Consider the following 24,786-nt stretch of genomic DNA (forward strand, 5'->3'; position numbering starts at 1 on the left):
GTATAAAAGGATGAATCAATTGAAAAATAGTCAAATAAATACCCGAAAGTAACCACTAATTAAAAACTGAATCGCTTTTTTCATGAGCGTAATTTTATAAAAATAATCAAATTTATAATTTAAAAAAGGTTTAAATCTAAATCATTGTGTATATAAAGTATTTCATCATTATCATTATCCCGAAGCTGAAAAATTTCATCGCTCCCGTTCGTCATCCAAAGTTCATTGGAATAATTTACATTTTTTGCAGCAAAAACAAAATAACTGTTGTAAGTAAAAACCCTTCCTTCCAAAACTGGCCCATCCATTTGTTTCAAAAGTTTGGTTCCTGCAGAAGTTCCGTCTGAAATGAAAACTTTATTATTGGAACTGATGAAGATTCTACTGTTATCGGACGTCATATCCATTTGATAGCTTTCTTCAAAACGGTAGATTTTTTGGGTTCCATTCGTAGTTCCATCGGTCGCCCAAAGTTCATTTTTCGAGGAAACTTGGGTAATGAAAAATGTTTTATCGTTAATATTGGTAAAAACCTTATTTCCTTGTAAATAAGGACTTCCTGTATCTGGTCGAATAGTCGATATTTCCTTGGCTTTTTGAGTGTCAAAATCGTAAGCCCATAAACTTAAAGGTTTAGGATAAGTGCCCGTTTCTGTCCCTCTAAACAAAATCTTATTTTGAAGCGTAATCAAATCCGAAGCAGAAATTCCATTTTTGTAGTTAATTTCATACAAATCCGCATCAAGTTGTTGTGAGAAATTTAAAATAGAAAATAAAAAAAAAGATGAGTAAATAGAATTTCTTCATGCTATATTGACATTAATTAAAATTAATTCCTGAAATCCCCCATATCTAATTTTAAAGAAAAGAAATTAGAGTAAAAGTTAGAACCACCGATTCCAGAATTAGTAATCGCATAATCCAAAGTTAAACCTTGGTATTTAATCCCAATTCCTGCACTGGGCTGAAAAGAAACTTTTCTTTTTAAATTCTCGATATCGGTTATCGTTTGAAATCTGTTTAAACCAACTCTTACAAAAATCATATCCTGAAATTTCAGTTCCGCACCCGCATACGGAGTGATGCTTGCAAAATCGGTTGAAATAATCGCCGCAGTTTTGGCAAAATCTATAGTTAAACCAGCTTCTGGCATTAATTCTAAATCACGGTTGATTTCAAAATTCCTGCTCATTCCTAAATTTAATTTAGGCATGGTAAGTTCCATTTTATCTTTCGGTGCAGGATTAAATTCCTCACCATTCACCACCGCAGAAAGTTCCTTTTGATTCACCGTCCAGAAGTTTACCGTCGTAGTAATGTCTTTCATCACAGCGCCATAATTCCAGCCATTATCTGAATGATAGATTGCGCCCAAATCAAATCCAAAACCATATCCACTCGCAAATTTCCCAACATTTCTATAGACTAATTTAGCATTCACACCAATATCTAATCTTTGATTTCCACCCGGATGGAACGCATAAGAAACCAAAGCTGCATAATCTGACTGAGAAAAACTGGTGATTTTATCGTAATCAATATTTCCTTCAGGATCGATTAATTGCGTCGTATTTAAAATATTATCAACCCCAAGTCGAACCACAGAAATTCCAAAAACGCCACCATCATTATCTAAAGCTTTTGCATAAGCGATATAATCGTATTTGGCAATCGATTCAAAATATTCGGCGTGCATTGCCGCACCTTGCCAATCGCGATTAATTCCGATTAAACCAGCTGGATTCCACATTGGGGAATAAACATCATTCTGATTGGTAATTACTGCGCCTCCCATTGCCAGACCTCTTGCGCCAGCTCCGATATTCAGAAATTCATTCGAATATTTTCTGATGATTTGTGCCTCAGAAAAACTTATTAAAAAAATAAAAAGGGTAAAGAATATTTTTTTCATCAAATTTCTACTTTTTTAGCCGTTTTTCTCGACTTAATAATTCCGTTTGCGATAATGGCTAAAATCATAACAAGCGAGGCGCCATAAAAAATGGGGCTCATTTCTTCGGATTCTCCAAAGATAAAAAAAGCGAGAATAATCCCATAAATTGGTTCCAAATTTACTGTTAAAATTAAAGTAAAAGGGGAAATGTATTTCATCAATTTAATCGATTCTAACATTGGAAACGCTGTGAAAAAACTTGCCAATACTATAATTAACGCTAAATCGCGATAACTTATTTCATTGAGTTGAGAAAATTCTCCGGTGAGCATATAAAAAACACTTAAAAGAAGAAACCCGAAAAAAATTTCGTAGAAAATAATATTTCCTGAGCTTGTTTTTCCATAAATTTTTCCATTGTAAACAGAAAATACGGTTCCGAAAAGTGCAGTGAGAATTCCGAAGAAAATTCCTTCTTTGTACTGGAATTCGGTTTTGAAAATGAGGCCCATACAAATCACAATCACAACTCCCATGACGACTTCGGAAATATCGATTTTTCGTTTAAAAATAATCGGTTCTAAAATGGAGGCAAAAAGGGTAGAAAGTGAAAGGCAACTAAGTGCAATAGAAACATTAGAAACTTTAATTGAATAGAAGAAACAAAACCAGTGAGCCGCCATGAAACCACCAATTATTGCCAATTGCAGCAATAGTTTTTTTGAAATTTTCAAACTTTCTCTTTTGAAAAACCGAATGAAAACATACAAAAAAAATGAAGCAAAAAACATTCGGTAAAAAACCAGAATGTGTGCATTGGCATGAATGAGTTTCCCTAAAATTGCGGTAAATCCCCACAAAAATACGATAAGATGTAACCTGAAAAGTGCGGAGTTTTTGAACACAATATTTTATATTTCGATTTTTGCAAATTTACAAATCCCTTTTTAAAAATGAGGGTAAATATTGAAAATTGATGGGCGAAAATTAAGAGTTGTTTAGATTTATTTTAAACACACAAGTCACATAAGTTTTAGTTAAAAAAAGAACATATTAGAATGAAAGTCAAAGATTTTTTGAACTCATGTGCACTCATATTTTCAATTTTAATTAACTTATGGGTTAAAAATTTAAAATAGTATTAAAACTCAAATGTCCTGTAAAACAAAAACCCCAAAAATTTTTACAACTTTTGGGATCTTCAAATAATAAACTTTTAAAAAAATAAATGAGGAACAGAATTATTGAAAATTCATGAAACTATTTTAGAATTTCTATTTCATTAACGCAAAATTTGAATAAATATTTTTAGAAAACGGGATAGCATGTTAATTAATTTTCTGTAAATCAAATAATTATTGCAAAGCATGATGAGCAAAGGAATTACAATTAAATATCTTATCTTTAGACAAATTTTTTTCAACAATGGATTTAGAATTTAATAAAAGAGAAGACCAAAATAAATTAAAGCTCGCAGAAATTAACCGATTGTTCGCCGAGATCAAAAAAGGTGGCGGCGAAAAACGCTTGCAAAAACAACGCGACGAAGGGAAATTAACCGCTCGTGAAAGAATAGAATATCTTCTCGATAAAAATAGAGAATCCATTGAGATAGGAGGTTTCGCGGGTTATGAAATGTACGAAGAACAAGGCGGTTGCCCAAGTGCAGGCGTTGTGGTGGTGATGGGTTATGTTTCCGGGAAACAATGTTTGGTAGTAGCAAATGATGCTTCTGTAAAAGCTGGAGCGTGGTTTCCGATTACAGCAAAAAAAAATCTACGTGCGCAAGAAATCTCGATGGAAAACAAATTACCGATTATTTATCTGGTAGATTCTGCCGGAGTTTTCCTCCCAATGCAGGATGAAATTTTCCCTGATAAAGAGCATTTCGGAAGGATCTTTCGGAATAATGCTAAAATGAGTTCGATGGGAATTGTTCAGATTTCTGCGGTGATGGGAAGTTGCGTTGCCGGCGGCGCTTATCTCCCGATTATGAGCGATGAAGCGATGATTGTGGACAAAACAGGATCGATATTTTTGGCAGGAAGTTATTTGGTAAAAGCGGCGATTGGTGAAACGATTGATAATGAAACTTTGGGTGGCGCAACAACGCACTGCGAAATTTCTGGCGTTACCGATTACAAAGCGAAAGACGACAAAGATGCTTTAGATCGAATTAAAAATATCATGAAATCGATTGGCGATTACGACAAAGCCGGTTTCGACCGAACTGAAAGTTTTCCGCCCAAAGAAAGTATCGAAAATATTTTCGGTCACATGCCGGTTTCGAGAGGCGATCAATATGATACTTTTAATATTATTAAATGTTTGGTTGATAACTCTGAATTTGAAGAATACAAAGGCGATTACGGCAAATCGATTATTTGTGCAACCGCCAGAATCGATGGTTGGAGCGTCGGAATTGTAGCGAATCAACGAAAATTGGTGAAAAACGGAAAAGGTGAAATGCAGTTTGGTGGTGTTATTTATTCGGATTCTGCCGACAAAGCGACGCGATTTATTGCGAACTGTAATCAAAGAAAAATTCCGTTGATTTTCTTGCAAGATGTAACCGGATTTATGGTGGGTTCCAAATCTGAACATGGCGGAATCATTAAAGATGGTGCGAAAATGGTGAATGCGGTTGCCAATTCTGTGGTTCCGAAATTCACAGTGATTACAGGGAATTCTTACGGAGCCGGAAATTATGCGATGTGCGGAAAAGCGTATGACCCAAGATTAATCGTGGCGTGGCCTTGGTCGGAACTCGCTGTAATGGGCGGAAGTCAGGCTGCGAAAGTTTTGGCTCAAATTCAAACTTCGACTTTAAAAAAACAAGGAAAAATAATTTCGGAAGAAGAAAATCAGGAAATTCTCGATACCATTTCGAAAAAATATCAAAAACAAACCGAGCCGACTTATGCTGCTGCAAGATTATGGACGGATGCGATTATCAATCCAATTGATACCAGAACCTGGATTTCGATGGGAATTGAAGCAGCGAATCATGCGCCGATTACGGAAAAATTTAATTTGGGAGTGATTCAAGTTTAATGAAAGAATATAGCCAATTGAAAATGTTTTGTATGGTTTTTTGTCAATTTCAAATTTTCCATATAAAACAATGCCTTTAAATGAATTTGGATATATTACTATTATGGATAAAAAAATATATTATTATGGGATAATTAATAATGAAACATTTATTGATTTGAGCAATACTATTATATACAGATAATTATAGGATGTTATATAACGGTTGTGTATTTCTTTGAGAAATTTAAGAAAGCAATAGATACTTGAATGATTAGTCAAGTAGGAATAATGTAAGCCGCAAATTTGGATTTGTAAAGTGATCTGTAAATTAAATACTATCTTTAGGATGCTCAATTTTGTAAAAAATGGAAACTAAAAATTTAATTCAAAAAAGTATTGATACCGTAAGAGTTTTATCAGCAGATGCTGTACAAAAAGCCAATTCCGGACATCCTGGAACACCAATGGCGCTCGCTCCTTTAGGTCACGTTTTATGGAGAGAATCAATGAACTATAATCCCAAAAACCCAAATTGGGTAAATCGCGACCGATTTATTCTTTCATGTGGACACGCTTGTATGTTGCAGTACAGTTTTTTACATTTAACAGGTTACGATATTTCTCTTGATGATATTAAAAATTTTAGACAACTTCACAGCATTACACCAGGTCACCCGGAATACGGACTTACACCTGGGATTGAAGTGACAACCGGACCTTTAGGTCAAGGATTTGCCAATGGAGTAGGAATGGCGATTGCTCAACAATATATGGCTTCACGCTACAACCAACCCAATTTTAATATTTTCGATTATCATATTTATGCCATTTGCAGTGATGGAGATTTAATGGAAGGCGTTTCTGCAGAAGCTGCATCTCTTGCAGGTCATCTCAAATTGGGAAATATGATTTATTTCTATGACAGCAATCACATTACCATCGAAGGAAATACAGATATTGCGTTTGATGAAGATGTTTCCAAACGATTTGAAGCTTACGGATGGCATGTTCAAAATCTACCAGATATAAATGATTTGGAGGCACTTTCAACCGCCATTAAAAATGCAAAAGCAGAAACTACACGTCCGTCTTTAATTAAAGTTCGCAGTATTATCGGATATGGAAGTCCGAACAAACAAAATTCTGCCGCTGCGCACGGTTCGCCTTTGGGCAAAGATGAACTTCGTTTGGTAAAAGAAAATTTCGGTTTTGATCCTGATAAAAACTTTGTTATTCCTAAAGAGGTTTTAGATTTTTATCGAGAAGCCGGAAAGAAATCTGCGCAAAAAGAACGTGAATGGAACGAACTTTATGAAAATTACAAAAAACGCCATCCAGATTTAGCAAAAGAATATGAGCTGATTTCTTCTGGGAAATTACCTGAAAAATGGGAAGAAAAATTACCCGTTTTTGAAGCTGGAGAAGAATTAGCAACTCGAAAAGCTTCTGGCAAAACCCTGAACGCTATTGCCGAATTTTTACCTAATTTAATCGGCGGTTCAGCTGATTTGTCGCCATCAACAGATACGAATCTCAATGACTTTCTATCTTTTTCTGCAGAAAATCGGAGCGGCAGAAATTTCCATTTCGGAATTCGCGAACATGCGATGGGATCAGTGTTGAACGGAATGGCGCTCGGTAATTATTTAATTCCGTACGGAGCTACATTTTTGATTTTTTCAGATTATATGCGTCCGCCGTTGCGATTGGCTTCCATTATGAAAATCCGTCCGATTATGGTTTACACCCATGACAGTATTGGTTTAGGCGAAGATGGAACAACGCATCAACCAGTTGAACAATTAATCGGATTGCGCACCGTTCCGAATATGACGGTGATTCGTCCTGCAGATGCAAATGAAACCGCTCAAGCTTGGCGTGTTGCCATCGAACATAAAGATGGACCGGTTTGCATTGTTCTCACTCGGCAAGGAATTCCCATTATCGATCAGAAAAAATACGGAAGTGCTAAAAATGTAGAAAAAGGAGCTTATATTCTCTCAGATTCTCAAGAAACACCCGATATTATTTTAATTGCCACAGGTTCAGAAGTTCATTTAATTCTAGAAGCACAAGAAGAATTGAAGAAAGAAAATATTCAAGCAAGAGTAGTGAGTATGCCGAGTTGGAATTTATTTGATCAACAAAGTCCCGAATACCGCGAAACAGTTTTCCCGAAAAAAATCAGGAAACGCTTGGCAGTAGAAACTGGTTCTCCCGTTGGTTGGATGAAATATACTACCGATGATGGCGATGTCATTGGCATCGAAAAATTTGGGGAATCAGCACCAGCAGAAGAAATAATGAGAGAATACGGATTCGCCGTAGAAAATGTATTGAAAAGAGCACGAGATTTGCTGTTGAAAAAAGACTAAGATTTTCTTTTTCTATTCTGCTCTTTTTATTGACCCATTAAATTAAATCAAAAGACAATGTCCAGCGAATCATTTAAAATTGGAATTTGCGCAGATCACGGCGGTTTTGAACTTAAAGAAAGAATCATTTCTTTTTTAATTAAAAACCAATTTCAGCCCGTAGATTTTGGTGCAAAGGAATTGGATAATGCTGATGATTTTCCAGATTATGTCATTCCACTCGCAAAAGCGGTGGCTTCAAAAGAAATTTTTCGTGGAATTGCGATTTGCGGAAGTGGAGTCGGAGCTTGCATTGCAGCCAATAAAATTTCTGGCGTGAGAGCAGCTTTAATTTCAGAGCATTTTTCAGCACACCAAGGGGTAGAAGATGATGATATGAATTTAATTTGTCTTGGTGGGAGGGTTACAGGTTATGCAAGTGCCGAAGAATTGGTTTTAGCTTTTTTGAATGCGAGATTTATTGGTGCAGAAAGACATCTGCGGCGACTTCAAAAAATTCAGAATTTAGAAAATTATTCTTAAAAAGGGATTGTTTTCTAAATTGATTTTCACTTTTATTAATTTTAAAACAAAGAAAATGAACCCATTAAATCAAATACAAAAACTTGGTCAGAGCATTTGGCTCGATTTGCTCGATCGCGAAATGATGGACTCTGGCAAATTGCAAGACCTCATCGATAATGATGACCTGCGAGGTTTGACTTCAAATCCGTCTATTTTTGAAAAAGCCATTAGTGGCAGTTCAGACTACGACGAAGATATTGTGATACTCTCAAAAAAAGAAGATAATAATCCTGCGATTTTTTTCGATTTAGCAATTGCAGATATTCAGAGAGCAGCTAATCTTTTTAAACCGGTCTACGAAAAAACCAACGGTACAGATGGTTTTGTAAGTTTAGAAGTGTCACCTTATTTGGCACGGGATACCGATGCGACGATTGAACAAGTAAGAGATCTATGGAAGAGGGTGAACCGAAAAAATGTAATGATAAAAATTCCTGGAACCAAGGAAGGTTTAGTAGCAATTCGGGAATGTTTGCGTGAAGGAATTAATATTAACATCACGTTGCTTTTCGGGCTTCCTCGTTATCGCGAAATTACGGAAGCTTTTATGGGCGGATTGGAAGACCGCTTAAAAGAGGGAAACTCCATAAAGGAAATTTCTTCTGTAGCGAGTTTCTTTTTAAGCCGAATTGATGTGATGGTTGATCCAATGTTAGAGCAAAAAGGAGCGCAAAATCTAAAAGGAAAAATCGCAATCGCTTCTGCAAAAAAAGCCTATCAAATTTATTTGGAAATGATTTCTAGTGAGCGTTTTAAAAAGTTAGAAGAGCAAGGTGCGCAAAGACAGCGCGTGCTTTGGGCAAGTACAAGTACAAAAGATCCTTCATTCAGTGACGTTTTGTATGTAGAAAATTTGATTGGAAAAGACACCATCAATACTTTGCCTATGGAAACCATCGATGCTTTTCGAGATCACGGAAAAGTAGCCGAAACGTTGACCGAAGATATTGATGATTCTAACAAAGCAATGGAAGATCTGGAGAAATCAGGAATTGATATTGATAAAATTACAGAGAAACTCGAAAACGAAGGAATAGAAAAATTTAATCAAGCCTATGATAAGTTGATGATAAGTATTGAGAATCAAAAACATAAAGAAATTTAAAACAATGATTGATTTTGACGTATCAAAGATAAAAGTGATTTTCATGGATATCGGTGGCGTGATTTTAACCAACGGTTGGGATCATGAATCACGTGCAAAGGCGGCAAAGATTTTTGGTTTTGATTATGACGAAATGAATATTTTGCACAATTTCATCTATAATGTTTTTGAGATTGGCAGTATTTCATTGGATGAATATCTGGATACCGTTGTATTTGAAATCCCACAAGCTTTTACGAAAGAAGAGTTCAAAGAATTGATGTATTCGCAATCGGTAGAATTACCACAGATGTTACCTTGGCTTAAAAAGTGGAAAAAACAAACAGATTTACCTGTATTTGCCATTAGTAATGAAAATAAGGAACTTAATGATTATCGAATCCAGACTTTTGATTTACATGAATTATTTGATGGATTTTTTTCTTCTTGTTATGTTGGCTATCGAAAACCAGATCCGCGGATTTTTAAAACCGCTTTAGAAATTACACAGGTAAAACCCGATGAATGTATTTATTTTGATGATCGACCCATGTTGGTTCACGCCGCTAAAAAATTAGGAATGAACAGTATTCTTCATCAAAATTTTGAAACCACTAAAAATATTCTCGAACATTTTATAAGAAAATAATACCATGACAAACGAAAATAAAAATCAAAGCTCTTTTGGAATGATTGGTCTCGGAACCATGGGTTCCAACCTTTTACAAAATATTGCCGATCACGGTTACAATTGCTCTGGTTATGATAATGATTCTAAAAAAGTAGATACCGTCAATGATTTGAATCGGGGTAATATTCATGCTTTTTCAGATTTAAAAGATTTTGTGCAAAATTTAAAAAGTCCGAAAGTCGTCATGATGTTGGTTCCAGCCGGTAAAATAGTAGATTCAGTGATTGAAGAATTGCTTCAGGCTATGGATAAAGGAGATATCATTATCGATGGTGGAAATTCACATTTTACAGATACCGAAAGACGTTTCGCAGATCTAGAAAAGAAAGGATATCATTTCGTGGGAATGGGAGTTTCTGGCGGTGAAGAAGGCGCAAGAAAAGGGCCAAGCATGATGCCGGGTGGTGATAAAAAAGCGTATGAAATCCTAAAACCAATTTTAGAAAAAATAGCGGCTCACGTGAATGGTGAACCAACCGTAGCTTATATGGGAGAACGTTCTGCTGGACATTTCGTGAAAATGGTGCATAATGGAATTGAATACGCCTTAATGCAATTAATTTCCGAAACCTATGAAGTGTTGAAAAAAGGACTTCAAATGGAAGACAAAGACATTCATCAAGTTTTTGAAAAATGGAATGAAGGTCGTTTAAAATCTTATTTGATCGAAATTACCCGCGACATTTTCGCTTACAAAAAGAAAGGAGAAAATCATCTCTTTTTTAATGATATTAAAGACGAAGCAAAAGCCAAAGGAACCGGAAAATGGACTTCACAAGCTGCGATGGATATGACCGTTCCCGTTCCCATCATCGATATTGCAGTTTCGATGCGGGATCTTTCAAAATACAAAGATTTGCGCACGAAAGCTTCAAAATTATATCCTAATGAAAAAGAACTAAAATATGGAAACACTGGCGATTATTTAGCTAAAATTGAAGAAGCTTTTTATTTTTCTATGGTTTCCGCTTATGCGCAAGGAATGCACTTGCTTTATTGCGCAAACGAAGAATTTAAATACCATTTGAATTTAGATACCATCGCAAAAATATGGCGAGGCGGCTGCATCATTCGTTCCGAATTTTTAGAAGATATTTATTCGGCCTACAAAAAAGATTCGAAATTAAAGCATTTGTTTTTGGATGAATCCATTCATGAAAGTTTACAAAAAAGTATTCCGGGAATTCGAACTTTTGTTTCAGATGCGGCTTTACATGGAATTGCAGTTCCGGCTTTTGCGGTAGCTTTAAGCTATTTTGATAATTTCCGGAATGAAGAAATGCCAGCGAATCTTATTCAGGCACAACGGGACTTTTTCGGTTCTCATACTTATGAACTGAAAGGAAAAGAAGGAGTGTTTCATACCGATTGGGAAGATCCCAACCATTAAATAGATCTATTCAAAAACTCAAAGATTTTAAACTCAAAGAAATGCTAAAGACCTCAAATAAAAAATCAGATCCCACAATTTTCATCATTTTCGGCGGAACTGGAGATTTAACCAAGCGGAAAATAATGCCTGCACTTTACAACCTTTTTCTCGATAAATGGTTGCCTGAGAACTTTGCAATTATTGGAACATCGTCGACCAAAATGAGTGCTCAAAAATATATCGATGACTTACAATCGGCCGTCGACGAGTTTTCCCGAAATGGTAAAACGAAGGAAGAAGAATGGGCAAAATTTGCGTCGCATATTACTTTTCAGGATGCTGATATTACGGATTCTGCAGCGTTTAAATCCTTTGAAAAACTCATAGAGAAATATAAAAAGGAATGGAAAGAAACGCCTTCTATTATTTATTACTGCGCCGTAGCACCACGTTTTTTCTGTACGATCGCCGAGAATATATCAAAAGCTAAGCTCGAAAATGATCCGAAAACAACACGAATTATTATAGAAAAACCGTTTGGAACTGACCTCGAATCTGCTAAGGAACTCAACAAAAAACTGCTTAGTATTTTTGATGAAACACAGATTTACCGAATAGATCATTATTTAGGGAAAGAAGTGGTGCAGAATATCATGGCATTCCGTTTTGCGAACTCTATTATGGAGCCGCTTTGGAATCGAAATCATGTAGAGCATGTGCAGATTTCGGTAACAGAACAAATTGGCATTGAAAGTCGGGGTAACTATTTCGACCAAGCAGGTATTTTGCGAGACATGATCCAAAATCATTTGTTGCAGCTGCTTTGTATCATTGCGATGGAACCGCCAACTAACTTTAATGCTGATGAGGTTCGCAACAGAAAAGTAGACGTTTTAAAAGCGATGCGAAAAATTGAAACTGGAAAAGTTGAAACCTTATCTGCGAGAGGACAATATAGCTCGGGCTGGATCGAGGGTAAAGAAGTTTTAGGCTACCGCGAAGAGCAAAATGTTGATACCGATTCTAATACTGAAACGTACGCAGCGCTGAAACTTTACGTAGATAATTGGCGTTGGCAAGGCATACCGTTTTACTTGAGAACAGGTAAACGTCTTTTCAAATCAGCTTCTATTATTACGATTCAGTTTAAAGAAATACCGCACAATATTTTTCTATCAGAAGATTCTGGAGCACCAAAGCAAAATCGATTGGTAATCAGCATTCAACCCGATATGGCGATTCGTTTTCAATTGCAAAGTAAAGTACCTGGGCTTGAAATGAATTTGAACACCGTAGATGTCGTTTTTGATTATGCTGCAAGTAAAAAAGCAGACTCGCCAGAAGCGTACGAAACCCTTTTATTGGATGCTATTACAGGAGATCAAACCTTATTTATGCGTGCTGATCAGGTAGAAGCTGCCTGGGAATTAATTATGCCGATTCTCAATTACTGGGAAAAGAATACGGAACAAAACTTTCCGAATTATTCAGCGGATTCTTGGGGGCCGGAAAATGCAGAAGCCCTTATTGCAAAAGATGGTTATCACTGGTTTAACCTGCCTGATAACAAATAAGAAAGATAAAAATGGACTTAAATATTTACAATACTGTTGATGAGGTGATGAATGCTTTGGCGCAAACCATTTGCCATGTTTCCGAATTAGCGATAAAAAAACGTGGACAGTTTAATTTTGTTTTATCAGGTGGAAGTTCACCGCGAAAATTGTATGAACTATTGGCATCAAAAACGTACCATAATAAAATAGCTTGGAACAAAACCTATTTTTTCTTTGGTGATGAAAGATTTGTACCTGAAAACGATTCGCAGAGAAATTCGCTCATGGTAAAAAAAGTTTTATTTGATCCTTTGAAGATTACGAAATCTCATATTTTTAATGTCGATACAACTGGTTCGCCGAAAGAAGCCGCCCAAAAATATGAAGAATCTATCGCCGCACATTTTCAGAACAAAACAGTTGAATTTGATTTTATTCTTTTGGGTCTTGGCGACAATTCGCATACTGCGTCCCTTTTTCCAAATACTTCGGTATTGGAAGAAACCGAGGCTACCATCCAATCAGTATTTGTGAAAGAAGCCGATATGTACCGAATCACGATGACGGCACCGCTGATTAATCAAGCGAGAAATATCGCATTTTTGGTTTTCGGAAAAGAAAAAGCTGAAGCGGTATTTCATGTTTTGGAAGATCAGTCAGGCTCATCAATACAATATCCGGCTCGTTTAATTAAGCGAAACGAAAAAAAAGCACAATGGTTTCTAGATAAAACTGCAGCTTCACGATTATAGAAAACTGAAAAAATTATCTGTACAACATATTATTAAATTTTTAAAAGATTCGAAAATGTTTCCCCAAATAAATCCTACCGAAACTGCGGCTTGGAAAACATTAATTGTACACCAAATAGAAATGAATTCGCTAAGCCCGTTAAAAGGTGAAATCTTTTTGTGAAAAATTCTTTAATATAAAAGGTAGAGAAAGCCTTTCAAATGATCATTGAAGAATCGGAATGTGTGAATGGCGTAACATAATTTAGTAATTGTGTAATGGTTTTAGAGGTTGGAATATGGAACTTTGATTTGTAATAATTCTATTACAAATTCTATTTAATAAAATGAGTAAAACGTTGCATGAGTATTACTTATGCATTTCAGATAATATTTTACACCTCATTACTTATCAAAAGAAATTTCCCTACAAGAGTTAAAAACAAATAATATAAAACGATGGAAACAACGAACACAAGTGCGAATACATTGAAAAAACTATTTAAAACTGTTTTCACATTCGCATTATTGATTACAATGTATGTCAACTTTGGGATAACCAAAGTTTTTGCGCAACCTCGCATCTCTGCATCCATTACCTATCAATCTTTTTATGATGAGCTTTCCCCTTACGGAAACTGGATTGAGTATCCGGGATATAATCACGTTTGGAGCCCAAATGTAGATGGTGATTTTAGACCTTATTTAACGAATGGGAATTGGGAATACACGACTGACGGTTGGGCATGGGCTTCCAATTACGATTGGGGTTGGGCACCGTTTCATTATGGTCGTTGGTTGTATGATCCACAATATGGATGGTTATGGATTCCTGGTTATGAGTGGTCACCTGCTTGGGTAACTTGGGGAGAAGTAGATGATTATTTTGCTTGGGCACCTTTGGGACCGCGGGTAAATGTGGGTTACGCTTATGATAATTGGAGACCTAATTCCTTTTATTGGAATATCGTTCCAAGAGAACATATTTATGACAGAGACGTCTCTAGATTCGCAGAAGATCGACGCAGAGATAATGATTTTTCGAATAGGATTCAAATGCTCAATAATTTTAATAGAACCTCGATCCACAATCAGTATTATTCAAGAGGACCAGAATTGAAAAATGTTGAGCAATATACCAAGCGCCAGATTGTTCCTGCATCAATTAAATCGGTGGATAAGATAATGCCTGCCAGAAGAGACGGTAACAATAATTTACAAATTTATCGCCCTGCAGTAGTTCATCCACAACCTGCCGTTTTCAAAAGGATGAATAGTGACAATATCCCAATGAGAGCAGGAGATGAAGGAGGATCTTTTTCAACAAGAAACTCAAATCAACAGAATAATAACAATAGTAGAAATCCACAATTGATGGAGAATAATCGTCAAAATGAAAATAGGATTGAACGAAAAGCACAGCCTACAGAAAATCCTCCACAAAATCAAAATATGGAGATTAGAAGATCACAATCCATCGAAAACACTCCTCGAATTCAAAATACAGAAGAACAAAGAATGCCTTCCGTTGATCGGTCTATGCAACGACAAAATATAGAGCGTATGCCCGAAATGAGAAGTCCATCAGGTTCTTTTGAAAATAGAATGCCTGGGAATTCAGGTAGAAGAAAGTGATATTTTAGCTATTGAATCAATCAATTAAATTCTAAAAAAATGAAAAAATCAATTTTAATTTTAGCAATGATAGGATTGGGCTTTCAATCTTATGCACAAGAAACCGATGTTCTTTACAGTGCAACCTTAAAAAGAGGAGATGTTCCTCAGGTTGTTCTGAAATCAATTGAAGCCAATTTTCCCGATTACATTGTAAAAGACTACTATGCTGTTCCTATCGATTATGTTGCCGGAAATGTATATGTAAATAGAGATGTAGATCCTTCAGATATTGATAGTTATCAGATCGCAATTTCGTCAAAAGACAGGAGACTTATCGCCAATTTAGATGAGAATGGTAAATTGATGAGTACGGTTGAAAATATTAAAGACACGCCTCCGCCAATGGCGGTATCTCGTTCTATCGCATCAGCATATCCTGGTTGGACGATTGGTAAAGATAACTTCCACATGGTGAATTATGTTAATGGAAAAACAGTTGAACATTACCGATTTCTTCTTTCCAAAGATGGTAAAACGAAACGTGTTCATACCGATGGCAACGGTAAGATTTTAAAGTAAAATCATTCTAAATACTGACAAAAAATGAAAACAGTTAATTGTTAAACCAGATTGCTTTTAAAAGAATTTTTCAGAATTTTCTTTTTTTAAATTAGATGTTTAAAATTACTTCCTTACAAATAATAATTTTGAGGTAGAGATGAAAAGGAGTGGGGGCATACAATATCCACTCCTTTTTTTATTCCATACAAATACGATTGGCAATTACTTATTTGGATTTTAATAAAATTAAAAATGAGAACTTTAGCAAGCGCTTTTTTATGCTTGACCAGCATTTTTGGAATGGCACAACAAGAAAAATTGTCGCTTTCGGATGCCGTTTCATTAACTATTGATAATAATCCCGAACTGAAAAAAGGACAAGCATTAATCGATGCTGCCGCTGCAAGGATTCAACAGTCCAAAAGCAATTACTATCCACAGCTAAGTGCCACTGGCAGTTATACTCGAATAGATCCAACGGGTTTTGTGCCTTTTGCTACTTCGCAGGGAGTACAGAATTTGTCATTTATTCCTAATGATAATTACAACGCCAACATTACGTTGCAAATGAATTTATTTGACTTTGGAAGAACTTCTACAGGAGTTAAAATAGCTGAAAATAGAGAACTAATTTCCGAGACTTCATTGAAGGTAACGAAACAAGACCTTGCTTTGAAAACCATACAGATTTTTTATCAGATTCATTTTTTGCAACAGGCAATTTTGGTACAACAAAAGCAATTAGATGTCTTGCAACAGACCTTAAAACAAACGAAAGAACTAAAGGATAATGGTGAAGCTACCAATTTTGAGGTGCTTACCACAGAAGTGAAAATAGCTTCTGCCGAAAATAAAATGTCGGATTTGAGGACGAGTTTAGCCACCGCATTTATTCAAATGGGACAATTAACTGGAGTTCAAAATTTAAAAGATAAAGAATTGATTAATGATTGGCTGGAGATTAACCAGCCTGACTCTTTACGAACTGAACATTCAATCGATCATCGGTCGGAATATCAACTGGCAAAACTGGAAGAAGAAAATGCGGCTTTGCAAGAAAAATTGGCTCGGAAAAATTATAATCCATATCTGTTTGCAAATATTCAGGGTGGATATAAAAATGCGATTCAACCCAATATCAACGATCTTAAGCTTAATTATGTGGCGGTGGCTCAGTTGACGATTCCTATATTTTCTGGATTTAAAAATAAATATATGCTTCAGGAAGCCAAGGCAAATAAAGAAGCAGCAAGATTTGAAACTCAAGATACCGAACTCAACATCAATTCGGAAATAGCGCAAACACTGGAAAATCTTAAAAATTCTTTTGATAAAATTGAGCGTTCTGAACTTCAGGTAAAGCAAGCCCAAAGAGCTGCTGAAATCGCCCGAGAGAAATATAAAAATGGACTTTTGACCAATTTGGATCTATTGGATTTTGAAAACACTTTAGCCGAAGCAGAGCTCAATCAATTGAATGTGATATTCGCCTATACTCTGAATAGTTTTCAGCTTAAAAAAGCGATGGGTATTTCTCTGTATTAAATAATTTAGTAAAAATGGAAAACAAAGTACAGCCGCCTAAAAAATCCAAAAAAAGGTTAGGTTTTATAATGATTGGAATTATTATTCTCATTGGACTTTTCTTCGGGATAAAATATTTGGTCTATGCACTTAAACATGTTTCCACAGATAATGCAGAATTGCAAACCGATGTTTACCAATTGATACCTCAGGTTTCTGGTCGGATTGCAAAATCTTATGTTGATGATTTTCAACATGTAAAAAAGGGAGATACCCTTTTCATAATTGAAACTGATGACTATGCGATTCGGGTAGCTTCAGCGAAAGCCAATCTTCAAAATGCGATTGCAGATTTGGAGGTTGCAAAAAGAAGTCCAAGTACTTTACGAACAGGCTTGGGGGTACCAAGTTCAAATATTAAAGCGATGGAAGCTGCCAATATCAAAGCTCAACAGGATTTGGAAAGAGGAAAAAATTTGGTAAAAGATGATGTAATAACCCGTGCCAATTATGATGCTTTAAAAGCTGCAGCCGATGCAGCCGAAGCGCAGTACCAATCGGCAAAGTCTCAATATGCCTTTTCGCAAAAGCAAATCGGTACCGCCGAAGATCAGATAAAAGCAGCCGAAGCAGTTGTGGCAATGCGACAAGCGGATCTTGCAAATGCCAGATTGCTTTATTCATACACCACGATTATTGCTCCTGCAGATGGTCAACTTTCGGAAACAAAAATTCAGAAAGGGCAGTTTGTACAGGCAGGGCAACCATTAACGACCATGCTTGGCAGTTCAATTTGGATTGTTGCAAATTATAAAGAAACCCAATTACGGAAAATTCACAAGGGTGATGAGGCTGTAATTACTGTAGATGCGTATCCTCAAAAAAAATTTAAAGGAAAAGTTACGTCACTTTCTCCTGCTACCGGTGCAACATTCTCATTGTTGCCGCCGGATAATTCGACAGGCAATTTTGTAAAAGTTGTGCAATTGGTTCCTGTGAAGATTGAGTTTAATGGCAGTATTCCAACCAATTATAATTTGGAAGCTGGCATGAGTGTAAATGTAAGTATTGCAACAAAACAGTAATGGCAGAAGTTGGCATCAAAAAATGGATGATTACAGTAACCGTAATACTTTGTTCTATGTTGGAGCTGGTGGATGTTTCTATTGTAAACGTTGCCATTACAGATATGATGGGAAATCTGGGTGCAACTATTAATGAAGTGAGTTGGGTAATCGCTGCTTATGCCATTGCCAATGTAATTATTATCCCAATGGCTGGCTTTTTATCGGAGAGATTTGGCAGGCGTAATTATTTTATTACTTCAGTAATCGTTTTTACAATAGCTTCAGTTTGTTGTGGTATTTCTACAGGAATCTGGGAATTGGTCGCTTTTCGGTTTATACAGGGAATGGCGGGAGGAGCGCTGCTTACAACCTCACAAACCATTTTGGTTGAGACTTTTCCAGAAGAGGAATTGGGGCTAGCCAATGGTCTTTTTGGGATGGGAATTATTGTTGGACCGACTATTGGACCGACTTTGGGTGGCGTCATCGTTGACAATCTTTCGTGGCACTGGATCTTTTTTATCAACCTGCCTATTGGAATAGTTGCTACTGCTTTGGCATTTACTTTCATTAAAAATCAACTAAACTATAATCCCAAAAGTATAAAGGCTAAAATCGACTGGTTAGGTATTTTTTTATTAATCATAGGAATAGGTTCTTTACAGCTCGTCCTTGAAAAAGGAAAGGAAGATGATTGGTTTCAATCTAATTTTATCATTGTTCTTACCGCCGTTTCTATTTTTGGGATTGTCTCATTTATTATAAGAATGCTTCTTCATAAAGATCCTCTTGTGGATTTAAGGATTTTGAGGTACAGAAATGTTTCCATCGGAACTTTTATGGCTTTCATTTTAGGCTTCGGGCTTTTTGGTACGGTGTTTATATATCCAATTTTCACGCAACAGATTTTGGGTTATACTGCTACTCAAACTGGGGAGCTTCTTATTCCCGGTGCATTATTGGGTGGTATTTCAATGCCGATAGTGGGCAAACTGGTACAAAAAGGAGTTTCTCCTAAATATTTAATTCCTATTGGGTTTATCGTTTTTGCCACTTTTACTTTTTTAATGGCGGGAATTATTACTCCTGATACCGATCAACGCAACTTTTTTATTCCACTCTTGTTAAGAGGAATGGGGATCGGTTTTCTGTTTTTGCCTTTAACAATTTTGTCGTTGCAAGGCTTGAAAGGAAGAGATGTTTCCCAATCGGCAGGCTTAACCAATATGATGCGTCAACTGGGAGGTTCATTCGGGATTGCGATATTGGCGACTTATTTAACGGATAGAGAACAGTATAATCAACAAAGGATAGGATTGCATTTAAATACCAATGATCCTTTGGTTATGGATCGTGTACAGAATATCATTAATGGTCTTGTCGCGAAAGGGACCAACGTCTTTGAGGCAAAACAGCAAGCTTATAACGTGCTTGAAGAGATGTTGATGAAACAAGCTTATCTGGTTACTTATATTGATACATTCATGATGCTTGGTGCTTTTTTTCTTGCTTGTATCCCAATCGTATTTTTAATTAAAAAGTATAAAGTTACTGGGACAGATGAACCCCTGCCAATACCTTAATTATTAAAAAAAATATTAGTGTAAGTCGCAGTATTTAAAATGATTATAAAGTTAATTTCATAGAGTATTAATAATTAAAACGATGTATTATGAAAAAGTTATTATTGTTATCAGCATTGTCATTTGCAATGTTGATGTCAGCACAAAATTTACCAAGTGCTGTTACGAAATCTTTTAACAAACTGTTTCCCAATCAGGTAATTACTTCCTGGACTGACAATAGTTATTACAATTATGAAAATGATTGGGGAGATGATGTTTACTTTGGAGATTATGATTTTGATGGTTTTGCGGATCCCGTTTTTAATGGATTTTATTCGCCTTATGGTTATGGCTACGGTTATCCTTATCCTTATTATGGATATAGAGAATATGAAGTGCCGATAGATTATGTAGTGAGGACAGAAGTTGCACCCACCTATTATCAAATTTATTTTAATATGGATGATAGCCGAATGACTTCTATATTTAAACCTGACGGAACCTTTATCATTGCAAAAGGCAGAGTCCACACTTTACCGGCTAGTGTTACTTCCGCGGCGATGAGTATGTTTAAAGGACAGACCATAAAGTTCGGAAATGATATGGAAAAAATTATAGTTCCCAGTGTAGCAACTCCCGTCTATCGCTTTAAAGTTGAAGTGAGACATGCAAGAAGTCATATTGTAAAAATGGATACCAAAGGAAAAGTGATTTCGGATAATATTCGTTAAATGAATTTCATTTTTTAATCTCCCAATTATTTCAATTGGGAGGTTTTTACAATGACACTCTACTAATGGGTATTCTAAAAATATTAATTCTTTTGTCAAACAATTTAATTGACATTAATAAATTTCATAGAGTTTATTAAAACCGTATTTTTGTTTTTTCTAGCACATGAAATTATTCTATACCATTCTCGGTGCCACTCCAAAAAGGAGAAAATCAGGGGAATTTCATGCATATCGGTTATTAAAAAAAAACAGTAAATTAAAATAAAAAATGAAAATCGGAATTTTAGGAGGTGGGCAACTCGGTCGAATGTTAATTCAGGAAGCGTTGAAATATGATGATGAGTTTTATGTACTCGATCCAAATACAGACTGTTCTTGCGCAAATATTTCTTTTTTTACGAAAGGAGATTTTAATCAAAAGCAAGATGTTCTTGATTTCGGAAAAAGCAAAGACGTAGTTTCTATTGAAATTGAGCATGTAAATGTGGAAGCTTTGGAAGAACTCGAAAAGCAAGGCGTAAAAGTAATTCCTAATTCAAACATTATTAAAATAATTCAGCAGAAAATTTTACAGAAAAAATTTTATCAAAAAAACGATATTCCAAGTCCGGATTTCCAAATGATAGACTCCAAGAAGGATGAAATTAAAATTAATTTTCCATTTGTTCAGAAGTTAAATACAGGAGGATACGATGGAAAAGGAGTTCAGATTATTAAAGATGGAAGTGATTTAATTAACCTGTGGGATGAACCTTCCGTTTTAGAAAACCTAGTAGATATTGATAAAGAACTTTCTTTGATTATCGCTAAAAACGAGCGTGGTGAAATCAAGAGTTTCCCTGTTACAGAAATGGTTGCCGATCCTAAGTTAAATTTACTCGATTTTAATATTTGTCCAACTCAGATTTCTGATGATGTTCAAAATCAAATTGATATTATCGCCGAGAAATTTATGAAAGCCGCAGATTCTGAAGGTTTGTTTGCTATCGAATTATTTTTGGATAAATCTGGAAAAATTTGGGTAAATGAAACTGCACCTAGATTGCATAATTCCGGACATCAATCGCAAGAAGGAAATGCAAACTCTCAGTTTGAACAGTTTTATCGTGTTTTGAAAAACTTGCCTTTGGCGGATACTTCTAGTTTTGGTTTTTCGGGAATGCTCAATTTGGTAGGCGAAGAAAATTTTAGCGGAAAAGTAAAATACGAAGGCTTAGAAGAGGTTATGAAATTACCAAATGCTTATGTTCATTTGTACGGAAAAGCAGAAATGAAGCCCGGCCGGAAAATGGGACACATCAATGTTTTAGCAGATTCCAGAGAAGAACTTTTAGAGCAATTGATTTACATTAAATCGTTGGTGAAAGTAATTTCTGAGTAAACTTTCAATGATTAAAAATTAAAGCCATCATTAATGTTAATTCAATTTATTTTTCGATTTTAATGGAAGTATTCCCGGTTTGTAATTGGTGATAAAAACCCCGGTGATAATTAATGCTGCTGCAGCGATGAAGGTGAGTGAAATCGGCTCATTTAAAACCAGCCAACCCAAGAAAATCGCAATAATGGTATTAACATAGGAAAGGATAGAAATCTGGATCGGCGAAATCTTTTTTAAAGCGAAGTGAAAAGCAAAAAAAGTAATGACAGAACCAAATAAGGCGAGATAAACCGTGGCAAATATACTCTTGAAAGTCCAGTTAGAAATGTCGATATTTTCCGAAAATAAAAACCCGAAAATAATCTGAACGATACCTGCAAAACTGAACTGATAAAAAAGATTGAGGGAAATATTTTGTGGTTGGTGATACATTTTTTTTGAGAAAACGGTTCCTAAAGCCCAGCCTAAAATGGCGAAAAACATAAAAATTATTCCCATTCTATATTCCATGTTCAGTAAATCTTGCAGACCATTTTTAAAGATGAGCAAGATTCCCGAAAAACCTAACATCACCCCAATTAATCCACGAAAAGTAAATTTTTGCATACTAAAAAATAGACTTAAAATAAAAACAAGAAGTGGGGAAGATGAACTAATCAATGAAGCTAAACTGCTTGTTAGTTGTTTTTCCGCAACGGTCGTCATTCCGTTGGCCACAATCAGCATCAAGGAGGCGAGTATGATTTGATTTTTGAAGTTTTTCCAGCCAATCCATTTTAAATTTTTCGAAAAGAGCAGATAAACGAATAAAATAATCCCAGCTAAAAACTGACGAATCCCAGCAACAAACCAAGGCGGAATAGTTTCTACCGCAATTCGGATTCCTAAGAAAGTGGTTCCCCAAACAATGGCGACAGTGAGAATTGCGAGAACTAATTTGGGATCTTTGAACATGAAGAAATTGGGATTTATTAAAGAGAAAAGCTCTAAAGTTTTGCTGAAAAAATATTTTTTTTCAACGGTGTAAAGGTAGATTTTATGAAAGTAAGGAACAAGAGCAAGTAGAAGATTTTTGCGAACAAGATTAGTATTTAAAGCGATAATAAATGATCTGGAATTAATGCTTTGCCTCTAGAAATGTCTTTGAACAAAGATTGAAATAAAGCCATTTTCTTATGTTATTTTACTATATTTGAAACAAACAAATTTTTCACAGATTAGTATATTGAGTCATTTTAAAACCATACCAACCTAACACATGAAACGAAATTTTTTGATTGCTTTTGTACTGATGTCAATTAATGTTTTTGCGCAAAACATAAAATTCAGTGATAGTATTTCTTTGGTAATTAACGAACAAAATACAATTTTTGTAAAAGCAGTTTTTAATAAAATTGATACATTAAATCTAAATTTCGATACAGGAACAACCGAATTAGTATTAACAAATGATGTTCTAAAGAATAAACTAAAATCCAAACCTAAACTTTATAATACCATTTACAATTTAAAAATTGGAGACGGAAATTATAAAACAAAAGTTTATGATGCGGAATTATCAGGACACGGAACAGATGGAAGATTCGGATGGGATCTTTTCAAAGATAAAATTGTTGAACTCAATTATGACAAAAACTTAATGGTTGTGCATTCGGAGTTGCCTAAAAATATAGAGAGAAAAAATAAATTTACAAAACTTAAAATTGAGTTTTTCAAAGATCTCTTTTTGGTTGAAAGTAAAATAAAACAAAACGGGGTCACAAATAAAGATCTTTTTCTATTTGACAGTGGCTATCAAAGAACGGTAATGTTGGATAACGATTTATTACAGCAGGAAAAATTTCCAACCGAAAAAATGGAAGTCATAAATAAGGTAATACTGAAAGGAGCACAAGGAAATGAAATTCCTGTTATTACTTCTAATTTAAAAATGCTGAAAATTGGAAAGTATAAACTGAATAATGTTCCTGTTCAACAATTAACAGCAAATAAACCTTTAAGAGATAAAAACATTCATATTTTGGGTAATGAAGTTTTAAAAAGATTCAACATCTTTCTTGATTTTCAAAAAAACGTCGTTTATATGAAACCCAATAGTTTATTTAACGTTAAATACATTGACCGAAAGAAAAATGACATATAAACAAATAATTTAGGATTTGTTTGAAAAGTAATAAATAAACATAATTTGTTAGCCGAAGTCCAAAAAATACAATTGTAATTTGAGAATAACCTTGAAATGGGAATAGAAATCGAAAGAAAATTTTTAGTCAAAAAAGAGAGATGGAAAGAAGTCAATAAAACTTCGGGGGAAATGTACCGACAAGGTTATTTATTGACCGATCCAAATAAAACAATTCGTGTAAGACAAACGAACGATAAAGGTTTTCTCACCATCAAAGGAATTTCTGTTGGTGCATCTCGAGCGGAATATGAATATGAAATTCCGTGGAAAGAAGCCGAAGAATTACTGGATCAATTTGCAGTTTCTGAACTTTCGAAAATTCGATATAAAATTTTATTTGAAAATAAATTATGGGAAATTGATGAGTTTTTGGGAGATAATGAAGGATTAATCGTGGCAGAAATCGAACTGACTAGTGAAAACGAAACCTTCACTCTTCCCGATTGGATTGGCTGCGAAGTAACGGGAGAGGAGAGGTATTATAATTCAAATTTGGTGATTGAGCCTTTTGTAAATTGGAAATTATGAAAATAATCTATCTAATGCTAACAAAATGAAGAGTCTATTTAAAATAATATATTTAAAAAAATAAAAGCTTGCGGATTAAGAAAAACTTTTTATCTTTGCAATCCCAAATCGAGAGAGGGGGAGCGAAGTAGGAGAATATTGAATGTTATTAATAAGGATTTATTGGTTAGTTAAAAAACTTTTAAATTTCTTTGAGAAACATTTGGTCACTTAGAAAAAACTTTATACTTTTGCACTCGCAATTCGGAGCCAACGACAGAAAGAGTTTCCGGATATAAGCGAAGAGATTAAAAGATCATTGACATACAAATAACAACCAAA

Annotated in this window: 21 protein-coding genes; 17 read left to right on the forward strand and 4 right to left on the reverse strand. The window is 35.1% G+C overall.

Features of this window, described 5'->3' with window-relative positions:
- Positions 1 to 119: 119 nt before the first annotated feature.
- The 3 genes from WBY99_RS12520 to WBY99_RS12530 all read right to left on the reverse strand — a co-directional run bounded on the left by WBY99_RS12520 (position 120) and on the right by WBY99_RS12530 (position 2,799).
- Positions 120 to 734 (reverse strand): hypothetical protein, encoded by a 615-nt coding sequence (locus WBY99_RS12520; protein ID WP_423976669.1) that lies wholly within the window; start codon positions 732 to 734, stop codon positions 120 to 122.
- A gap of 95 nt (positions 735 to 829) precedes the next feature.
- On the reverse strand, positions 830 to 1,912 hold the full coding sequence (locus tag WBY99_RS12525) for a PorV/PorQ family protein (protein ID WP_423976670.1): 1,083 nt from the start codon (positions 1,910 to 1,912) through the stop codon (positions 830 to 832).
- Positions 1,912 to 2,799, reverse strand: coding sequence for a DMT family transporter (locus tag WBY99_RS12530; protein ID WP_423976671.1), 888 nt, complete (start codon positions 2,797 to 2,799; stop codon positions 1,912 to 1,914). Before WBY99_RS12530 ends, WBY99_RS12525 begins: the two co-directional genes overlap by 1 nt.
- A gap of 520 nt (positions 2,800 to 3,319) precedes the next feature.
- Here WBY99_RS12530 and WBY99_RS12535 point away from each other — a divergent pair.
- The 15 genes from WBY99_RS12535 to WBY99_RS12605 all read left to right on the forward strand — a co-directional run bounded on the left by WBY99_RS12535 (position 3,320) and on the right by WBY99_RS12605 (position 21,752).
- A complete protein-coding gene (locus tag WBY99_RS12535; RefSeq protein ID WP_423976672.1) occupies positions 3,320 to 4,948 on the forward strand; it encodes an acyl-CoA carboxylase subunit beta in 1,629 nt (542 codons plus the stop codon).
- Between the two features lie 347 nt (positions 4,949 to 5,295).
- Positions 5,296 to 7,305: a transketolase gene (gene tkt / locus WBY99_RS12540; protein WP_423976673.1), complete on the forward strand. Its 2,010-nt coding sequence runs from the start codon at positions 5,296 to 5,298 to the stop codon at positions 7,303 to 7,305.
- A 57-nt stretch (positions 7,306 to 7,362) separates the two neighbouring features.
- Positions 7,363 to 7,827, forward strand: coding sequence for an RpiB/LacA/LacB family sugar-phosphate isomerase (locus WBY99_RS12545; protein ID WP_423976674.1), 465 nt, complete (start codon positions 7,363 to 7,365; stop codon positions 7,825 to 7,827).
- Positions 7,828 to 7,882: 55 nt separating this feature from the next.
- Positions 7,883 to 8,974, forward strand: coding sequence for a transaldolase (gene tal / locus WBY99_RS12550; RefSeq protein ID WP_423976675.1), 1,092 nt, complete (start codon positions 7,883 to 7,885; stop codon positions 8,972 to 8,974).
- 4 nt (positions 8,975 to 8,978) lie between these two features.
- On the forward strand, positions 8,979 to 9,602 hold the full coding sequence (locus tag WBY99_RS12555) for an HAD family hydrolase (protein WP_423976676.1): 624 nt from the start codon (positions 8,979 to 8,981) through the stop codon (positions 9,600 to 9,602).
- 4 nt (positions 9,603 to 9,606) lie between these two features.
- Complete coding sequence (gene gndA, locus WBY99_RS12560; RefSeq protein ID WP_423976677.1) at positions 9,607 to 11,034, forward strand: NADP-dependent phosphogluconate dehydrogenase; 1,428 nt, start codon at positions 9,607 to 9,609, stop codon at positions 11,032 to 11,034.
- Between the two features lie 41 nt (positions 11,035 to 11,075).
- A complete protein-coding gene (gene zwf / locus WBY99_RS12565; protein ID WP_423976678.1) occupies positions 11,076 to 12,590 on the forward strand; it encodes a glucose-6-phosphate dehydrogenase in 1,515 nt (504 codons plus the stop codon).
- 11 nt (positions 12,591 to 12,601) lie between these two features.
- Entirely contained in the window at positions 12,602 to 13,324 is a 723-nt protein-coding gene (gene pgl, locus WBY99_RS12570; protein WP_423976679.1) for a 6-phosphogluconolactonase, read from the forward strand.
- Between the two features lie 438 nt (positions 13,325 to 13,762).
- Complete coding sequence (locus tag WBY99_RS12575; RefSeq protein ID WP_423976680.1) at positions 13,763 to 14,938, forward strand: DUF6600 domain-containing protein; 1,176 nt, start codon at positions 13,763 to 13,765, stop codon at positions 14,936 to 14,938.
- 39 nt (positions 14,939 to 14,977) lie between these two features.
- A complete protein-coding gene (locus tag WBY99_RS12580; RefSeq protein WP_423976681.1) occupies positions 14,978 to 15,499 on the forward strand; it encodes a hypothetical protein in 522 nt (173 codons plus the stop codon).
- Positions 15,500 to 15,733: 234 nt separating this feature from the next.
- Complete coding sequence (locus WBY99_RS12585; RefSeq protein WP_423976682.1) at positions 15,734 to 17,026, forward strand: TolC family protein; 1,293 nt, start codon at positions 15,734 to 15,736, stop codon at positions 17,024 to 17,026.
- 14 nt (positions 17,027 to 17,040) lie between these two features.
- Positions 17,041 to 18,090 (forward strand): HlyD family secretion protein, encoded by a 1,050-nt coding sequence (locus WBY99_RS12590; protein WP_423976683.1) that lies wholly within the window; start codon positions 17,041 to 17,043, stop codon positions 18,088 to 18,090.
- The gene (locus WBY99_RS12595) at positions 18,090 to 19,655 is read left to right on the forward strand and encodes a DHA2 family efflux MFS transporter permease subunit (protein WP_423976684.1); all 1,566 of its coding nucleotides are present in this window, start codon (positions 18,090 to 18,092) and stop codon (positions 19,653 to 19,655) included. Before WBY99_RS12590 ends, WBY99_RS12595 begins: the two co-directional genes overlap by 1 nt.
- A gap of 89 nt (positions 19,656 to 19,744) precedes the next feature.
- Complete coding sequence (locus WBY99_RS12600; protein ID WP_423976685.1) at positions 19,745 to 20,368, forward strand: hypothetical protein; 624 nt, start codon at positions 19,745 to 19,747, stop codon at positions 20,366 to 20,368.
- Between the two features lie 271 nt (positions 20,369 to 20,639).
- Positions 20,640 to 21,752 (forward strand): 5-(carboxyamino)imidazole ribonucleotide synthase, encoded by a 1,113-nt coding sequence (locus tag WBY99_RS12605; RefSeq protein WP_423976686.1) that lies wholly within the window; start codon positions 20,640 to 20,642, stop codon positions 21,750 to 21,752.
- Between the two features lie 36 nt (positions 21,753 to 21,788).
- Here the strand turns inward: WBY99_RS12605 and WBY99_RS12610 are convergent, their stop codons facing one another.
- On the reverse strand, positions 21,789 to 22,706 hold the full coding sequence (locus WBY99_RS12610) for a DMT family transporter (RefSeq protein WP_423976687.1): 918 nt from the start codon (positions 22,704 to 22,706) through the stop codon (positions 21,789 to 21,791).
- A gap of 304 nt (positions 22,707 to 23,010) precedes the next feature.
- Here WBY99_RS12610 and WBY99_RS12615 point away from each other — a divergent pair, with 304 nt between their 5' ends.
- Both WBY99_RS12615 and WBY99_RS12620 read left to right on the forward strand, forming a co-directional pair.
- A complete protein-coding gene (locus tag WBY99_RS12615) occupies positions 23,011 to 23,895 on the forward strand; it encodes a clan AA aspartic protease (RefSeq protein WP_423976688.1) in 885 nt (294 codons plus the stop codon).
- A 96-nt stretch (positions 23,896 to 23,991) separates the two neighbouring features.
- Positions 23,992 to 24,465 (forward strand): CYTH domain-containing protein, encoded by a 474-nt coding sequence (locus WBY99_RS12620; protein ID WP_423976689.1) that lies wholly within the window; start codon positions 23,992 to 23,994, stop codon positions 24,463 to 24,465.
- The last annotated feature ends 321 nt before the right edge of the window (positions 24,466 to 24,786 follow it).

The sequence above is a fragment of the Kaistella sp. genome (genome assembly GCF_049588135.1).
Classification (GTDB): domain Bacteria; phylum Bacteroidota; class Bacteroidia; order Flavobacteriales; family Weeksellaceae; genus Kaistella.

Bases quoted from the DNA above. Each gene is read 5' to 3' on its own strand.
- WBY99_RS12525 (WP_423976670.1), bottom strand. From the start codon at position 1,912: ATGAAAAAAATATTCTTTACCCTTTTTATTTTTTTAATAAGTTTTTCT.
- WBY99_RS12535 (WP_423976672.1), top strand. From the start codon at position 3,320: ATGGATTTAGAATTTAATAAAAGAGAAGACCAAAATAAATTAAAGCTC.
- tkt (WP_423976673.1), top strand. From the start codon at position 5,296: ATGGAAACTAAAAATTTAATTCAAAAAAGTATTGATACCGTAAGAGTT.
- WBY99_RS12545 (WP_423976674.1), top strand. From the start codon at position 7,363: ATGTCCAGCGAATCATTTAAAATTGGAATTTGCGCAGATCACGGCGGT.
- tal (WP_423976675.1), top strand. From the start codon at position 7,883: ATGAACCCATTAAATCAAATACAAAAACTTGGTCAGAGCATTTGGCTC.
- WBY99_RS12555 (WP_423976676.1), top strand. From the start codon at position 8,979: ATGATTGATTTTGACGTATCAAAGATAAAAGTGATTTTCATGGATATC.
- gndA (WP_423976677.1), top strand. From the start codon at position 9,607: ATGACAAACGAAAATAAAAATCAAAGCTCTTTTGGAATGATTGGTCTC.
- zwf (WP_423976678.1), top strand. From the start codon at position 11,076: ATGCTAAAGACCTCAAATAAAAAATCAGATCCCACAATTTTCATCATT.
- pgl (WP_423976679.1), top strand. From the start codon at position 12,602: ATGGACTTAAATATTTACAATACTGTTGATGAGGTGATGAATGCTTTG.
- WBY99_RS12575 (WP_423976680.1), top strand. From the start codon at position 13,763: ATGGAAACAACGAACACAAGTGCGAATACATTGAAAAAACTATTTAAA.
- WBY99_RS12580 (WP_423976681.1), top strand. From the start codon at position 14,978: ATGAAAAAATCAATTTTAATTTTAGCAATGATAGGATTGGGCTTTCAA.
- WBY99_RS12585 (WP_423976682.1), top strand. From the start codon at position 15,734: ATGAGAACTTTAGCAAGCGCTTTTTTATGCTTGACCAGCATTTTTGGA.
- WBY99_RS12590 (WP_423976683.1), top strand. From the start codon at position 17,041: ATGGAAAACAAAGTACAGCCGCCTAAAAAATCCAAAAAAAGGTTAGGT.
- WBY99_RS12595 (WP_423976684.1), top strand. From the start codon at position 18,090: ATGGCAGAAGTTGGCATCAAAAAATGGATGATTACAGTAACCGTAATA.
- WBY99_RS12600 (WP_423976685.1), top strand. From the start codon at position 19,745: ATGAAAAAGTTATTATTGTTATCAGCATTGTCATTTGCAATGTTGATG.
- WBY99_RS12605 (WP_423976686.1), top strand. From the start codon at position 20,640: ATGAAAATCGGAATTTTAGGAGGTGGGCAACTCGGTCGAATGTTAATT.
- WBY99_RS12610 (WP_423976687.1), bottom strand. From the start codon at position 22,706: ATGTTCAAAGATCCCAAATTAGTTCTCGCAATTCTCACTGTCGCCATT.
- WBY99_RS12615 (WP_423976688.1), top strand. From the start codon at position 23,011: ATGAAACGAAATTTTTTGATTGCTTTTGTACTGATGTCAATTAATGTT.
- WBY99_RS12620 (WP_423976689.1), top strand. From the start codon at position 23,992: ATGGGAATAGAAATCGAAAGAAAATTTTTAGTCAAAAAAGAGAGATGG.